A 15219-nucleotide genomic window follows, 5' to 3' on the forward strand; every position below is an offset into this window, starting at 1 on the left:
AAATAAGATAATTATTATAAATTGCAAAAAATTTATAGCAATTATAAGTTGCTAAAAATACATTGCGATGTAGTAAGATTATTTTGTAAAAATAGGTTGCTTAAAGCAATAGTAACCTATTTTGTTTTTTGTGGGGAATATTATTTGAAATATTGGTAAATATATAAATGTAAGTTAAGAAATTTTGTGTAAAACAAAAATTGTATTTATAAAAGGAGTAGATTATATGGAATATGAACATGAAAGAAAAACAGGTAAAGATAATAGCGTGTTGAGATGGCTAGGAAGATTTATATTAGTTGCAATTATTTTAGCAATAACATCATTTGTAACTCCAGGATTCTCAATATATGGAATGTGGTCGTATCTAGTAGCTGCGGTAGTGATATCAGGGATAGATTTTTTAGTAGAGATGTTTATAGGAGTCGATGCGTCTCCTTTTGGAAAGGGAATAAAAGGATTCGTGATTGCAGCAATCATAATATATTTAGCACAATTTTTAGTTCCTCATATGAATGTATCTATTATGGGTGCAATATTGGCTGCTGTAGTTATTGGAATTTTAGATGCAATATTTCCCGCTAGAGCTATGTAATTTTAATTACCTATGTATAAAATTATAAGTTCTATGGAAAATGCGTGAAGCTATACTATTGAAAATTAAATTGATTATAAAAATTGTTAAGAAAATAGCTTAACAAAATAAGATATCATTTGTATTTAATGTTGAGAACCGTATCATAGGTAAGTGATACGGTTCTATTTATTATAAAGAAGCAGTGTATTTTTAAGTTTGGTGAAAACAAAAAATCATCTAAGTCAGAGGAAAACGAATAAATCTGTAGAATAGATTTTAAAACTTTCTACAGATAAAGATATAGAGAAAAGCGCGATGTTTTGGCTTAAAGTCAATAATTCGCGCTTATTTGATTAAAATATTGTAGTGTTTTAAATTTAAAAATGGGTATAAATAAGTAAATATAAAGACTATCATATTAAATATTATAATAATTGGTTATAATTAATATATAAAGATATAGGAGGTAGCTATGAGCGATTTAAAAAGAGTAGATTTAGGTAATAATATAAATTTGACGTTGATAAAGACTTCAAAATTTAAAACGAACTTAGTAAGTGTTTATATTCAAAGAGAATTAGATAGAGAAGATGTTACTAAAAATGCGCTGTTGCCATCTGTAATAACAAGTGGTAGCAATAAATATCCAACTTTAAGAGAAATATCACATAAGTTAGATAGTCTTTATGGTGCATCACTTCTGTCAAATGCAGGGAAGAGATCAGAAAAACAAATACTAGAGTTTAAGATACTTGGTATTAATGATAGATTTATTGATGAAGATATATTTAAAGACATGATTGAGTTTTTAAATGAGATAATAAATAATCCATTTATAGAAGGTAAAGGATTTAAAGAAGAATATCTTGATTTGGAAAAGCAGAACTTAAGGGATAAAATAAAGGCAGCTATAAATGATAAAAAATCATATGCACAAAATAAATGTGTTGAAACAATGTGTAAAGATGAAAGATATAGTATAGATGAAAATGGTTATGAAGATGACATCGACTCTATTACAGCGGTTGATCTATACAATCACTACAAAAATATTCTTAAAACATCTCCTATCGATATAGTGGTAGAAGGAAATTTTGATGAGGATTTTGTATCAGAAGCTATAAAACAAAACTTTAAGTTTGAAAGAGGAGAAATAATCGAAATACCTAGAGGTGAGTTTTCCAAAAAGGTCGATGAAGTAAAAATAGTCGAAGAAAAAATGGATATTACACAAGGTAAGTTGGTTATGGGATACAGAGCAAATGTAGATTATATGGACAACGATAAATACTATTCTTTAGTAGTAGGTAATAGTGTTTTTGGTGGAGGCGCTCACTCAAAATTGTTTAATAATGTAAGAGAAAAGGAAAGCTTATGTTACTATGTTTATTCATCAGTTGAAAAGTACAAAAGTATAATGTTTGTTTCATCTGGTATAGAAGCTCAAAATTACGAAAAAGCGGTTAAAATAATAAAAGAGCAACTTGAAGATTTAAAAAATGGAAAAATAACTGATCAGGAAATTTCAAACAGCAAAAGCGCACTAATCAACTCGGCGAAATCTGTTACAGATAATATTGGCGGCATGTCAGAGTTTTCTTTTGCACAATCTTTAGCTAAAACTAACTCAACAGTTGAAGATTTAATCAAGAGTATTGATAAAGTTACAGTAGACGATATAGTAAATGCTGTAAAAGACATAGAGCTTGACACAGTTTACTTTCTTAGAAACTAGATGAGGAGGATTTTATGAAAAAAATAGTCAACGATATATTAAAAGAAGAAATTTATTATAAAAAGCTAGAAAACGGTTTAGATGTTTACTATATGCCTAAAAAGGGATTTACAAAAAAATACGCAATATTAGGCACTAATTATGGATCAAATGAATTAGAGTTTGTTCCAATAGGAGAAAAAGAAAAGTTTAGAGTAAATGAAGGTATAGCCCATTTTCTAGAACATAAAATGTTTGAGCAGCCAGATGGAGGAAATGCATTCGATGAATTTTCAAAGCTTGGAGCAAGTGCAAATGCTTTTACAAACTTTACTATGACTGCATATTTATTTACAGCAACAGAGAACTTCTATGAAAGCCTTGAACACTTGATCAAGTATGTTCAAACACCCTATTTTACAGATGAAAATGTAGAAAAGGAGAAGGGAATTATAGAACAAGAAATAAAAATGTACGACGATGATCCAAATTGGAATGTTTACTTCAATTGCCTTAAAGCTATGTATGCAAATTATCCAGTTAAAATCGATATAGCTGGAACAGTTAAAAGTATATATAAAATTACTAAAGATGAATTATACAAGTGCTACAACACATTTTATAACCCAGGAAATATGGCATTATTTGTAGTGGGAGATTTAGACGAAAATAAAATTTTAGAAGTAGTGGAACAGTCTAATAACTACTATGTGGAGAAATTAAATCACGAAATTGAGAGATTTTATCCAGAAGAGCCTACAACAGTAGCTCAAAAAGAAGTTGTACAGAAATTCCCTATATCAATGCCTATGTTTTATATGGGATTCAAGGACGATAAAGTAGGTATAAGTGGAAGAGAACTTCTTAAAAAAGAAGTAACTACAGATATACTACTTGATATCATATTTGGAAAAGGCGGAGAGCTTTTTGAAGAACTTTATAAAACAGGTCTTATAAATGAAAACTTTGGAGCAGGATTCTCATCACAAGTAGATTATGGATTCTCATTAGTTGTGGGAGATTCTAAAGATCCAAGAAAAGTTCAAAGGGCGGTATTTGATCAAATAGAGAAATTAAAAAAAGAAGGATTATCAAAAGAAGATTTCGACAGAGTTAAAAAGAAGAATACAGGCCAGCTCCTTAAGAGCTTTGATTCAATAACTAATATAGCAAACAGTTTTATTTCTAATAATTTTAAAGGTATAAATATACTTGATTATGTAGATGTAATAAAAGAAGTTAGTTTTGAGGATATTGTGGATAGATTAAATAATCACCTTAAAGAAGAGCTTAGCGTGATATCTATAGTTGAACCTAAATAAGCGAAATTAAAAAACGTCAGTATCCCAATTTTGATTAGATATATCTAATCAAAATTGGGATACTGACGTTTTTTGTGACAATATTAAAACTTGTGCTTTTTTAGGTTAATTTTTTTAATAAAGAAACTGAACTTTTAGAATAATACTTATCAGCAAAATAACTATTTTTGAAAATTGGTCTATTTCACAACAAAAAAGAGGCATTCCATTACAAAAGGAAAGATAAAAAAAGCAATATGTTAATATTTAATACAAACAGGGAGTACAATAAATTAGTATAGAACGTTAATAAAAAACGTCTCAACATTACTCGTATTTGTATATTTAAAAACAGAAGATATTAAATACAATATTATTTTACATATGTTGTATAATTTTATTATAAATTTTGTTTCGTATATAAATTATTAAAATAAACGGATTATCAAGAAATAAAGAAGTGAAAAAAAGGATTGTGATTGGGCTTGTAACATCTCGGGACGCCCAATCACTTTGGAGTAAACCAACAACCATGATTTATGGTTAAGGTTTATGAATATATATTTAAATTTACAATAAAATTATGAAGTAATTATGAAGAAGTTATAGTCTTTAGAAAAACTATATAATTAAAAGAATCCCTGTAAATTTATAGTTGAAATCTACAGGGATTTTTGTATTTGCTTAATAAACTAGGAAAGCTTGTCCGCCAACGAAGTTTTAAATATTTAGTGTAGGAATTAAAGTTCTCATTCCGAGTATAGTTTCAGAGATAAGATCGTCCAATGTCCAGCCAAGTTCTTCAGCACCTTGTTTAATTACATCTCTAGAACATCCGGCAGCGAAGCCTTTATCTTTAAATTTCTTTTTAACTGATTTGAGTTCTATATCTACAACGCTTTTTGTAGGTCTCATTATCGCGGCTGCTCCTATTAATCCTGTAAGTTCATCTGATGCAAAAAGAATTTTTTCCATCTGCTTTTCTGGCTTTGCTACTGCACCAGTAAGTCCGTATCCATGACAAGTCGTAGAATATATTATTGAGTCATCTAAATCCTCGGACTTCATAATTTCAACTTGCTTTACACAGTGTTCATCTGGATAAAGTTCAAAATCTAGATCGTGAAGTATCCCGACAATCTCCCAAAAGTTCGCATTATCTGGATCGTATTTTTCAGCGAAATACTTCATAACTCCACCAACTATAAGTCCGTGTTTGATGTGAAATTCATCCTTATTGTATTTCTTTAATAGTTCGACAGCTTGATCGTAATTTGGTATATAAGCCATATTATGCCTCCTACTTGTACTAAAAATTTTGTATTATAAACTATTTAAATATTTGTAAATAATTTTTCAGATAATAAATATTGAATGTAATTCTAACATAGTAGTTGTTCAAAATCAATGTTTAGTGAAAATATTCTGAAATTAGAATGTGTATTAAAATGAAATCTGATTTAAACCAATAAAAACATCGTAAAAAATGGATTATAAACTTGTATCAAAGATAATAATATTGATATAGTTTTGTATAGTTGTAGAATAGATTTATTGGAAGATATTATTTTAGAGTATCGCTTTAGGTTATAAATAAATTATAGAAATTTTTTTGTAATAAGATTGTCTGTTATGTTATTATGATTTAGAGGTTGAACTATTAGTATTGAATTTAATAAATTTAATCAGTTTATTGAACCCAATCATGTTGAAGGAGAAATTTTATGAAGAAAAAGAGTATAATCATGATAGTACTAGTAGTTGCTTGGATGGGGTTAATTTTTAAGTTTTCTAGCGAACCGGGCAATATATCTTCTAACAAATCAGCTTCAGTTTTAAAAGCGTTACAAGGTATTAGTAATACGCTGTCAAATGAGAAGAAGAAAACTGGATTTGGATATACAATTTCTATTAGAAAGACAGCTCATGTGTGTTCATATTTAATACTTTCTATATTAATATTTACAGCAAGTACATATATTACAAAATCGCAGCTAAGATCATACAGAAACGCATTTATAATATCTTTTATTTATGCGGTATCAGATGAAGTGCATCAGTTATTTATTCCCGGGAGGACGGCTACAGTAAGAGATGTCTTTATTGATATGTCCGGCGTAGTTATGGGTATGTGTATTGTAGGGATTGTATTAAGTATATATAAACATAAATCGAATAAAAAAATAGGTCAAAGAGGTGTATAGATGGATAGAGTAGCTTTTAGTTTATTTGGCATAGATGTAATGTGGTATGGGATTTTGATGGCAGCAGGAATGATGGCCGCTATAATAATAGCATTAAAGGAATCCAAAAGAGTTGGAATAGACGAAGATGATGTAATCAATATCGCTATAATTGCTATTCCTGTAGGATTGATATGCGCAAGGGTTTACTATGTAGTGTTTAATTGGAGTGATTACGCTGGAAACTTTATGGAGATGATAAATGTCAGAGGTGGAGGTCTTGCAATTCATGGGGGTCTTATCGGAGGAATTTTAGCAGGGTTTTTATATACTAAATTCAAAAAGATGAATTTCTTTAAAACAGCGGATTCTGTGATGCTAGGAATGCCATTAGCTCAAGCGATTGGTCGTTGGGGAAATTATATCAATGGAGAAGCACATGGAGGGCCTACTGATCTACCTTGGGGAATTATGGTAGATGGAATAAAGGTACATCCAACATTTTTATATGAATCTGTGTGGAATTTATGTGTATTTGCATTTTTAGTTCTTACAAGGAAGAAAAAGAAGTACGAAGGTCAGATAATAGTTAATTATATAGTTCTTTACTCTCTAGGAAGATTTTTTATAGAGGGGCTTAGAACAGATAGCTTGATGTTTGGTCCTCTTAGAATGGCCCAAGTAATCAGTTTAATTGGAATAATAGGTGGGGTAATAGCTCATTTTTATCTAAGCAATAAAAGTAAAGTCAATAAAGAAGAAAAAGGAGATAATTAGATGGAATTTCATCATGTATCCGTGCTTTTAAACGAATGTATAGACGGTTTAAACATAAAACCAGATGGAGTATATGTGGACTGTACAATGGGTGGAGCGGGACACTCAAAAGAGATAGTAAAGAATTTATCGAGTGAAGGTCTTTTTATAGGATTTGATCAAGATATAAATGCAATAAATACAGCTAAAGAGAGGCTGAGTGAATACAGTGACAGAGTTAAATTTGTACACAGTAACTTCGAAAATATAAAGTCTGAACTTGAAAAACTAGGAATTACAAAAATCGATGGTGTCTTGGCAGATCTTGGAGTTTCTTCTCATCAACTTGATGAAGCAGATAGAGGTTTTTCATATATGCAAGATGCTCCTTTAGATATGAGAATGGATGTTAGAAGCGAGTTCAGTGCTTATGATGTTGTAAATAACTATAGTGAAGATGAGTTAAATAGAATTATTAAAGAGTATGGTGAAGAAAACTGGTCAAGACGTATAGCAAAGTTTATAGTCGAAGCAAGAGAAGAATCACCTATACAAAATACTGGAGAATTGGTAGAGATAATAAAAAAGGCTATACCTAAAAAAGCCAGAATAGATGGACCTCACCCTGCAAAGAGAACTTTCCAGGCTATAAGAATTGAGGTAAACAATGAACTTGGTGTAATAACTAGTTTGATAAGGGATGTAGCGTCAATTATGAATAAAGGTGGCAGGATTTGTATAATCACTTTCCACTCTTTAGAAGACAGAATAGTAAAAAATGAATTTAAATACTTAGCAATAGACTGTATTTGTCCACCGGAACTTCCTATGTGTCAATGTGACAAGGAAAAAGAAGTAAAGGTAATCACTAGAAAACCTATACTTCCAAGCGATGAGGAAGTAGAAGTAAATCCTAGATCAAGAAGTGCAAAGCTAAGAGTAGCAGAGAAGATATAGATTTTAGATATAGATAAAATCTATATCTTTTTTTAGATATAGATAAAAATGATTAACAATATCTGAATTTTCAACAAATTTTTTGATATAATTAAATAGATATATTAAACTATTGGAGGAATATTTATGAAACTTAAGACAAGTAAAAAGATTGTATCTTTATTGATTGTTGCAATGTTAGGTATCTCTGTTGCAGCGTGTTCAAATAAAGAAGCTGATAAACCTAAAGAGGAAAAAACGCAACAAACAGAATCTAAAGACGAAAAGAGTGTAACGACAAAAGATGAATATACATACGATAACAACGAGTATCTTACAAGTATATCTTGGTTAGAGAAGAATATGAAAGATAATAAAAATCTAGTTATAATAGATGCTAGAAGTGATAAAGACTATGCAAAGGGGCATATACCTGGTGCAGTAAACGTTGCATGGCAAGGGCTTTCTAAAATGGAAGGTAAAGCAGGAGATAAAGACTGGGGAACTCTTCAAGGCGAAGAAGATCTATCTAAAACTATAGGTGCTTTAGGAATATCTAAAGACAGTCAAGTAGTTGTTTATGCAAACAAAGATGCTTGGGGAGAAGATGGTAGAGTTACTTGGTCTCTTAAAAGAGCTGGTGTAGATGCGAGAATGTTAAACGGAGGATTTGATCTATGGTCTTCTGAAAAGAAAGAAACTACTAAAGATGTACCAGAAGTAAAACCTGTAGAAATGACTGTATCTGAAATTAAACCAGATATGAATATATCTACTGACGATTTAAAGAAAGAGTACAAAGACCTAAAGATTATTGATACTAGAGCAAAAGACGAGTACGAAGGCGCTGTTAATTTCGGTGAAGCGAGAGGCGGACATTTACCAGATGCAATAAATGTTCCATTTACTGAGTTATACAATGAAGACGGAACTCTAAAAAATAAAGATGAAATAGTTAAGATAATAGAGAAGGCTGGAATTAAAAAAGAGGACAGTATAGCAACTTATTGTACAGCTGGTATAAGATCAGCTCATATGGCTTTAGCTCTTAAAAATGCAGGATTTGAAAATGTAAGAAACTATGATTCTTCATTCTACGAGTGGGCTGCTGATGAATCTAATGAAGTAGTGAAGTAGTGAAGTAGTGAAGTATATAAATATATAAAGAAATATAGAAATATAGAAAGCCGTATTACAATAGTTTTCTTGTTGGTTGTACAGGGGTGTATGTAAAGTGCATCCCTGTACAACCTTTTTTGAACGAAATTATAAGGAGTGTGATTTTGATAAAACATATATATAAAATTTATATTAAAAAAATCGTCTTTATATTAGTCGTACTAGGTATGTATTTACTATTGCCTTCAGTAAAGTCATTTGTGAACCAGGTTGTATTTTATTTGAGTATGGATAATATCTATGCTATGAATGGGTATATAGCTTCTTTTGAATCAACATCTTACGTTATGTCAATGATTTTAATGGTATTTCAAGCGGTGCTTATTCCTCTTTCATCTACAGCAATTATGCAGACGAATACCAATGTATATGGTATGGGAATAGGGGTCGTAGTTTCGTGGATAGGGCTTTTAGCTGGATCGACAGTTTGCTTTTTATTGGCTAAGTTTTTGTTAGGAGATTTTATAAGATTTTTAAGTGGAAAGTTTAAGCTTGAAAAAATAGGTGATTTCGTACTTAAAAATGGAGATGGTATAGTGCTATTATCTAGAATGTTAATTATTTTACCTTTTGATGTTATAAGTTATATCCTCGGTTTGACTAGTATTAGTTTCAAATCTTATATAAGATCGACAGCTTTAGGATGTGTTCCATATCTAGCGATGTATTCTTATTTTGGAGCAAATTTAACTTACAGTATAAAATATTCTATATACGGAGCGTGTATTTTAATAGCTTTGTCTATATTGATTATATTATTAAAGAGAGTAAGGGATATAAGTAAATAAAATTATGGAACAGATCTTATATAATACTTTGGCTCTTTAATGAAATTAAAATAAAGTACAATAGTCTCATCAACTTCTCATGTCTTTGTATAACTACAAAACGCATCGAATGACATTTGTAGTTATACAAATTTATTTTCAAACTCAAAATCTATTTTCCACTTTTCAGACAGTTGTTTTTTCCCCTTATCTGTCAACTTAACAGCTCTACTATTTCCTGTACGCTCTATCCATTGATTCTTAAAAAACATATCCATCAGGGCTTTTCCTATACTACCAGCTACATGATGTTTTCTCTCACTCCAATCTAAACACATTCGACAATAGCTTCTTTTTTCTTTTTTTAATAAATCAATATTTACTCCATTGGATTCAAAAAAATTTTCCCCTTCTATACTTAAACACCAACCAGATAATGTCTTTAGTATATAATTCTTATCAAGCAACCAATCCGTAATCTGTACGCCTATTTTGCCAGCTAAGTGATCATAACAAGTCCTACCAAAATATAACTTCTGGTCTTCAATACTTTGATTTAATGATCTTGAGGGTTTTAAAGGAGAAATCTGAAGCCAATTTTCAAGCATTTGAGCTAATTCATTATTATTCATTTGGTAATAATGAAATCGTCCATGTTTTTCCATTACTATCCATTGTAATTCATTAAGCTTTGCTAAATGATAAGAAGCAGTATGAGATTTTATTCCAGCAGCTCTGGCCAACTCATTAACTGTATGGAATTCTCCATCCATCATCACCATGAGAATGGTAGATCGTGATTTGTCAGCCAAAATTTCTGCTAATTGTAATATTTGTGGAGTTCCAGCCATATTAATTTCCTCCTAATGATTTCATATATCGATGAGAATTGATATATCTATAGTATATAATAGCTTATATAAATTGTAAAAGGATTGGGATTATGAAAAATAAATTTCTTAATTCTACTAATCATGAAAGGATGAAAGATATGGATATTAGAAAACAATTATACTTAGCAAAACAATTTCAAGAAATGCACCGTAGCAATAAGATGTTTATACTTCCTAATGCGTGGGATGTTGGTAGTGCAGTTATATACGAAAAACTTAATTTTCCGGCAGTTGGAACAACAAGTGCTGGGTTTGCCTATAGTTTAGGCTATTCTGATGGAGAAAAAATTGATTTTGAACAAATTGTTCAAACTATAAGCAAAATGACTCAAAGAATATCTATTCCTGTAAGTGTAGACATTGAATTAGGTTATGCTGACACAACTGATGGAATAGTGGAAAATGTTACTAAAATTATAAAAGCTGGCGCAGTTGGAATTAACATTGAAGATGGATATTCCAAACCAACCCCTCATCTAGAAAATCTTGATTTTCAAATAAAAAAAATACGAGCTATATCTAAGCTTAGAGATAAGTTGAATATTCCTTTTGTTATTAACGCCAGAACTTGCGTTTATTTCATTAAAGCAGGAAAAGATAATGAGGAAAGGCTATCAATTGCTATTGAAAGAGGTAAAGTTTATCATAAATCAGGAGCTGATTGTATATTTATACCTGGAGCAATTGAAGAAAGTAATATTTCAAAATTAATTGATAATATATCTTCCCCAATTAATCTCCTTGCTACGTCTACAACAAATAATCTAAAAAAATTAGAGCAATTAGGGGTTAGACGTTTGAGCCTTGGTTCTGCTCCAGTTAGATCTGCTTATTCAAACTTAATTGAAACAACAAAACAGATACAGGATGAAAACAAAATTTCAAAATTAGTTGATCACGATTTTACTTACGATGTAGCAAATAAACTATTTGAACGTTAACAGATAATTAAATCTTTTAATTTTCAATATAAATTTAAACTACTTATATTAAATTTATATTGGAAATTCTTGATATAACTCAAATAAAAAATAAGGATAGCATAATAAGCTATTACATTATAAAGAGTCTATGAATTAATCTATTACGAGTGTTTTTATTATCTTCTTTATTATATTTCTCAAAATATAATAAATCTAATTGATTATCGGATTTAAAATCTAATGTCATGATATCAGCGCTGTGAATTTTTGCAGCCCAATAACCTCTATCTCTAGCGTTTAAACTAAATAATCCTATACTGTTATGCCCATTTTTGTCTATTAGATATCTGTCGTTGTATTGATACAAAACTTCATTTTGATTTGTGATAGAAACTAGCTTGCCAATATTTTTTTCATTTAACACTTCCCATATTTTCATAAGTGTCCTCCGTAATAAATTTTATTTTATTCTTAGAAAGATTTGGGTCTATTTCTATAAAGACATGTGTTCAGTTAGTTTTAAAATGTTATAACCTAGTAGCTGATAACTCACTGTATAATTATATTCTTATATATCTAAAAAAATTACTAATTACTTTCTTCAATTTCTAATCTTTTTATCTATATTTCTAGCATATTTTTCATTTGTTAACTTCTAATATCTAAATTTTTGTTTAAATATCTATATATATTATAATTTCTAATGATAATGTTGATTTTTACAATATATCCACTATTATTAGGACTGGTGATAATACTATACATATAAATGCCATATTTTTAATTACATTCTTCCATTATTTAATGTATTTCAAATTTATTTTATAAAATACTATAATGTTTTTACAGTTTAGTACGAATATAATATTGTAGGGAATTTTAACTTACAAAATAAATGGCAAGGATGCCGATAATAAACTATGGAGGGTAACATAATGAGAATTAACAACAACGTAAATGCTTTAATAGCAAACAATCAAATGAATAAGAATACAGCTTTACAAAGTAGATCAATGGAGAAATTATCTTCTGGTCTAAGAATCAAAAGAGCTGCAGACGATTCAGCAGGATTAGCAATATCTGAAAAAATGAGAAATCAAATTAAAGGATTAAATCAAGCTGGATTAAATGTACAAGATGGTATATCTGTAGTACAAACAGCAGAGGGTGCTTTAGAAGAAACAGGAAACATTCTAAAGAGAATGTCTCAATTATCAGTTCAAGCTGCAAATGAGACAAATACAGAATCAGAAAGAGAAAAAATAGTTAATGAATTAACTCAATTAAATGACGAAGTAGTTAGAATGTCAAAAACTACAGAATTTAACGGTAAACAATTACTAGATGGAACTAATACTTCATTAAGTCTACAAGTTGGTGCAAGCGGTAGTACAAATAATCAAATTTCAGTATCATTAGTAAATACTTCTTCTATAATGGCTGAATCTAGTATAACTAAAGCTAATTTGGATAAAATGAAAACTGGCGATGCTGCCGGAACAACTGCGTCTAGAGATATGATGTCAAATATTGATAAAGCTCTTGCTAAAGTAAACTCTGCTAGATCAACTATTGGTGCACAACAAAATAGACTTGAGTCAACACAAGTAAACTTATCTAATACTGTAGAGAACGTTACTGCTGCTGAATCAAGAATTAGAGATACTGATGTAGCAAGTGAAATGGTTCAATTATCAAAATTAAACATTTTAGCTCAAGCATCTCAATCAATGTTAGCACAAGCTAATCAACAACCACAAAGTGTATTACAATTAATGCAATAATCTATAATATACTTTATAAAGAGTAGAGTTTTTTCTCTGCTCTTTATTTTTATTTTAAAATTTAATTCTTGTAAACATAGATATCCTATTAAGATATATAAGTAAATAAAATTATAAAGCAATTTTACATCGAAATCTGATTAAGTTGTATAAAATTAACATATACTAAAGACCCGTTTATAGCGGGTCTTTTATTTTGTAATATTGAATAAATGAATTGCCAAAAAATTGCATAATATCCATGAAGATTACAAATTTGATAACGTTAGTTGACATGTCAATCAATCGAGTGTATAATAGTTGATATATCAACTAAGAGGGGGTGTAGAAATGCTAGAAGTATAGGAAGATTAATCTCTATTCTTTATAGAAAAAATCAAGTTTATATGAATATAGCTCTAAAAAAATATGGGATTACATCGGCTGAACAGCCCTTTTTAACAAGTCTGTATATTAGAAACGGGGCAACACAAGATGATATATCAAGTCATCTAAATATAGACAAAGCTGCAACGACGAGAGTAATACAGTCGCTTATGGAAAAAGGTTATGTTACAAAAGAAAAAGATCCTAATGATAAGAGATGCAACAGAATATATACTACATCTAAAGCAGATGATATCAAGTTAGAGATCATACAGCAATTATGGAATTGGAATGATTTTTTGACCGAAGATATGGATGAGGATTCAAAAGACTTTGTGTATTCGGCACTAGAAAATATGGTTTTAAAAGTTGAAAGTACAGATTTTAAAAAGAAATGGAGGGATAAATAATGGAGATAGTCAATCCACTAGGAGAAGATAAAGTATCTAAATTATTAATGAAATTTTCAGTCCCTGCTATTGTAGGTATGATGGTAAATGCTGCTTACAATATTATTGACAGGATATTTATAGGCAATAGTCCTGACTTAGGGGCTAATGGTCTGGCAGGTATAACAATAGGTTTTCCGATTATGATAATCCTTATGTCTATAGGGATTTTATTTGGCGTTGGTGGAGCAACGTTGTTTTCAATTAAGCTAGGAGAAGGAAAAAAAGAAGAAGCCGAAGAAGTTTTAGGAAATGCTTTTGCAATTTTAATTATAAGCGGTATAGTTTTTATGATTGTAGGTGAATTATTTCTAGAGCCAATATTAATTTTGTTCGGTGCAAGTAAAGAAGTGCTTCCGTATTCAATGACATTTATGAGAATAATTTTCTTAGGTGCAGTATTCCAAGTAGTGAGCATGGGTATGAATAGCTTTTTGCGTGCTGATGGTCAGCCAACACTTGCAATGATTACTATGTTTATGGGTGCAGGGTCTAATATTATTTTGGACGCTATACTTATAAATTGGTTGAGAATGGGAATGGCTGGAGCAGCGATAGGTACTATTACAGCTCAATTTATATCATCAGTTTGGATTGTTTCATATTTCTTTGGAAAGAGATGTAATACTAAAATAAAATTTAAAAATATGATATTAAAACGCAGTATTTTAGTAAAGATAACTTCGCTAGGTATGCCTGGTTTTTTAATGCAGTTAGTCAACAGTTTACTAAATGTAATTTTAAATAAGAGCTTATTTATTTTTGGTGGAGACCTTGCAGTATCAGGTATGGGTATAGTTAACAGTTTACAGACAATTTTACTTATGCCGGTTACAGGGCTTAACCAAGGTGTTCAACCTATCGTAAGTTTTAACTTTGGAGCTAAAAAGTACCACAGGGTTAAAGAAGCAGAAAAACTTGCAATCACAGTTGCTACAATAATTGTTGTCGTGGGTTACGTTGTAACAAGAGTATTCCCAGTACAACTGGTTTCCTTATTCAACCAAGATCCAAAATTAGTTGAGTTTTCAAGTTATGCACTTAAAACTTGGTTTATGAGTTTACCAGTAATAGGATTCCAGATACTTGCTTCAAACTTCTTCCAATCAATAGGAAGATCAAAAACAGCAATATTCTTGACTCTTACACGTCAGGTAATACTATTGATACCAGCAATACTTATATTCTCAAATGTTTGGGGAATAACTGGATTACTACATTCAGCTCCATTTTCAGATTTAGGTTCTGCAATACTTACAGGAACTTTCTTCTACTTTGGGATTAAAAATCTTGGCAAAAATGACAGATTGCCAAAAGTTGAAACAGCAGAGGAGATAGGATAATAGAGGATATTTATTTACAAACTAACTTGTAAATAAATATCTTTTTTT

15 protein-coding genes are annotated in these 15219 nt (G+C 30.1%); 12 read left to right on the forward strand and 3 right to left on the reverse strand.

Features of this window, described 5'->3' with window-relative positions; genetic code table 11:
• The first annotated feature begins 226 nt into the window (after positions 1–226).
• From T473_RS0110190 to yfmH, 3 genes are all read left to right on the forward strand, one after another.
• Positions 227–595, forward strand: coding sequence for a phage holin family protein (locus T473_RS0110190; protein WP_024621811.1), 369 nt, complete (start codon positions 227–229; stop codon positions 593–595).
• A gap of 454 nt (positions 596–1049) precedes the next feature.
• Positions 1050–2312 (forward strand): EF-P 5-aminopentanol modification-associated protein YfmF, encoded by a 1263-nt coding sequence (gene yfmF, locus T473_RS0110195; protein ID WP_024621812.1) that lies wholly within the window; start codon positions 1050–1052, stop codon positions 2310–2312.
• Positions 2313–2326: 14 nt separating this feature from the next.
• Positions 2327–3613, forward strand: a complete 1287-nt coding sequence (gene yfmH / locus T473_RS0110200) for an EF-P 5-aminopentanol modification-associated protein YfmH (RefSeq protein WP_024621813.1) — start codon at positions 2327–2329, stop codon at positions 3611–3613.
• 699 nt (positions 3614–4312) lie between these two features.
• Here the strand turns inward: yfmH and T473_RS0110205 are convergent.
• A complete protein-coding gene (locus T473_RS0110205) occupies positions 4313–4882 on the reverse strand; it encodes a hydrolase (protein WP_024621814.1) in 570 nt (189 codons plus the stop codon).
• 434 nt (positions 4883–5316) lie between these two features.
• Between T473_RS0110205 and T473_RS0110210 the strand changes: the two genes are divergently transcribed.
• The 5 genes from T473_RS0110210 (at position 5317) to T473_RS0110230 (ending at position 9434) form a co-directional block, all read left to right on the forward strand.
• Positions 5317–5796 carry a VanZ family protein gene (locus tag T473_RS0110210; RefSeq protein WP_024621815.1) on the forward strand — a complete coding sequence of 160 codons (480 nt, stop codon included), beginning with the start codon at positions 5317–5319 and terminating at the stop codon, positions 5794–5796.
• Positions 5797–6552 carry a prolipoprotein diacylglyceryl transferase gene (gene lgt / locus T473_RS0110215; protein ID WP_024621816.1) on the forward strand — a complete coding sequence of 252 codons (756 nt, stop codon included), beginning with the start codon at positions 5797–5799 and terminating at the stop codon, positions 6550–6552. It begins immediately after the preceding gene.
• Entirely contained in the window at positions 6553–7488 is a 936-nt protein-coding gene (gene rsmH / locus T473_RS0110220) for a 16S rRNA (cytosine(1402)-N(4))-methyltransferase RsmH (protein ID WP_024621817.1), read from the forward strand.
• 126 nt (positions 7489–7614) lie between these two features.
• Complete coding sequence (locus tag T473_RS0110225; RefSeq protein WP_024621818.1) at positions 7615–8604, forward strand: sulfurtransferase; 990 nt, start codon at positions 7615–7617, stop codon at positions 8602–8604.
• Positions 8605–8750: 146 nt separating this feature from the next.
• Positions 8751–9434, forward strand: a complete 684-nt coding sequence (locus tag T473_RS0110230; protein WP_024621819.1) for a TVP38/TMEM64 family protein — start codon at positions 8751–8753, stop codon at positions 9432–9434.
• Between the two features lie 122 nt (positions 9435–9556).
• Here the strand turns inward: T473_RS0110230 and T473_RS0110235 are convergent, their stop codons facing one another.
• A complete protein-coding gene (locus tag T473_RS0110235; RefSeq protein ID WP_024621820.1) occupies positions 9557–10264 on the reverse strand; it encodes an ArsR/SmtB family transcription factor in 708 nt (235 codons plus the stop codon).
• A 140-nt stretch (positions 10265–10404) separates the two neighbouring features.
• On the opposite strand from T473_RS0110235, the gene T473_RS0110240 reads away from it, so the two are divergent.
• A complete protein-coding gene (locus T473_RS0110240) occupies positions 10405–11247 on the forward strand; it encodes an isocitrate lyase/PEP mutase family protein (RefSeq protein WP_024621821.1) in 843 nt (280 codons plus the stop codon).
• A 112-nt stretch (positions 11248–11359) separates the two neighbouring features.
• On the opposite strand, the gene T473_RS0110245 is transcribed toward T473_RS0110240, so the two are convergent.
• The gene (locus T473_RS0110245; RefSeq protein ID WP_024621822.1) at positions 11360–11668 is read right to left on the reverse strand and encodes a hypothetical protein; all 309 of its coding nucleotides are present in this window, start codon (positions 11666–11668) and stop codon (positions 11360–11362) included.
• A 496-nt stretch (positions 11669–12164) separates the two neighbouring features.
• Between T473_RS0110245 and T473_RS0110250 the strand changes: the two genes are divergently transcribed.
• The 3 genes from T473_RS0110250 to T473_RS0110260 all read left to right on the forward strand — a co-directional run bounded on the left by T473_RS0110250 (position 12165) and on the right by T473_RS0110260 (position 15171).
• Positions 12165–13013: a flagellin N-terminal helical domain-containing protein gene (locus T473_RS0110250; protein WP_024621823.1), complete on the forward strand. Its 849-nt coding sequence runs from the start codon at positions 12165–12167 to the stop codon at positions 13011–13013.
• Positions 13014–13282: 269 nt separating this feature from the next.
• Positions 13283–13789 (forward strand): MarR family winged helix-turn-helix transcriptional regulator, encoded by a 507-nt coding sequence (locus tag T473_RS0110255; protein WP_200865890.1) that lies wholly within the window; start codon positions 13283–13285, stop codon positions 13787–13789.
• The gene (locus T473_RS0110260) at positions 13789–15171 is read left to right on the forward strand and encodes an MATE family efflux transporter (RefSeq protein WP_024621825.1); all 1383 of its coding nucleotides are present in this window, start codon (positions 13789–13791) and stop codon (positions 15169–15171) included. Before T473_RS0110255 ends, T473_RS0110260 begins: the two co-directional genes overlap by 1 nt.
• Positions 15172–15219 lie beyond the last annotated feature (48 nt).

Source organism: Clostridioides mangenotii TR, assembly GCF_000498755.1.
In the GTDB taxonomy this organism is placed as follows: domain Bacteria; phylum Bacillota; class Clostridia; order Peptostreptococcales; family Peptostreptococcaceae; genus Metaclostridioides; species Metaclostridioides mangenotii_A.

Bases quoted from the DNA above. Each gene is read 5' to 3' on its own strand.
- T473_RS0110250 (WP_024621823.1), top strand. From the start codon at position 12,165: ATGAGAATTAACAACAACGTAAATGCTTTAATAGCAAACAATCAAATG.
- T473_RS0110235 (WP_024621820.1), bottom strand. From the start codon at position 10,264: ATGGCTGGAACTCCACAAATATTACAATTAGCAGAAATTTTGGCTGAC.
- T473_RS0110225 (WP_024621818.1), top strand. From the start codon at position 7,615: ATGAAACTTAAGACAAGTAAAAAGATTGTATCTTTATTGATTGTTGCA.
- lgt (WP_024621816.1), top strand. From the start codon at position 5,797: ATGGATAGAGTAGCTTTTAGTTTATTTGGCATAGATGTAATGTGGTAT.
- rsmH (WP_024621817.1), top strand. From the start codon at position 6,553: ATGGAATTTCATCATGTATCCGTGCTTTTAAACGAATGTATAGACGGT.
- T473_RS0110240 (WP_024621821.1), top strand. From the start codon at position 10,405: ATGGATATTAGAAAACAATTATACTTAGCAAAACAATTTCAAGAAATG.
- T473_RS0110205 (WP_024621814.1), bottom strand. From the start codon at position 4,882: ATGGCTTATATACCAAATTACGATCAAGCTGTCGAACTATTAAAGAAA.
- yfmH (WP_024621813.1), top strand. From the start codon at position 2,327: ATGAAAAAAATAGTCAACGATATATTAAAAGAAGAAATTTATTATAAA.
- T473_RS0110210 (WP_024621815.1), top strand. From the start codon at position 5,317: ATGAAGAAAAAGAGTATAATCATGATAGTACTAGTAGTTGCTTGGATG.
- T473_RS0110245 (WP_024621822.1), bottom strand. From the start codon at position 11,668: ATGAAAATATGGGAAGTGTTAAATGAAAAAAATATTGGCAAGCTAGTT.
- T473_RS0110190 (WP_024621811.1), top strand. From the start codon at position 227: ATGGAATATGAACATGAAAGAAAAACAGGTAAAGATAATAGCGTGTTG.
- T473_RS0110260 (WP_024621825.1), top strand. From the start codon at position 13,789: ATGGAGATAGTCAATCCACTAGGAGAAGATAAAGTATCTAAATTATTA.
- yfmF (WP_024621812.1), top strand. From the start codon at position 1,050: ATGAGCGATTTAAAAAGAGTAGATTTAGGTAATAATATAAATTTGACG.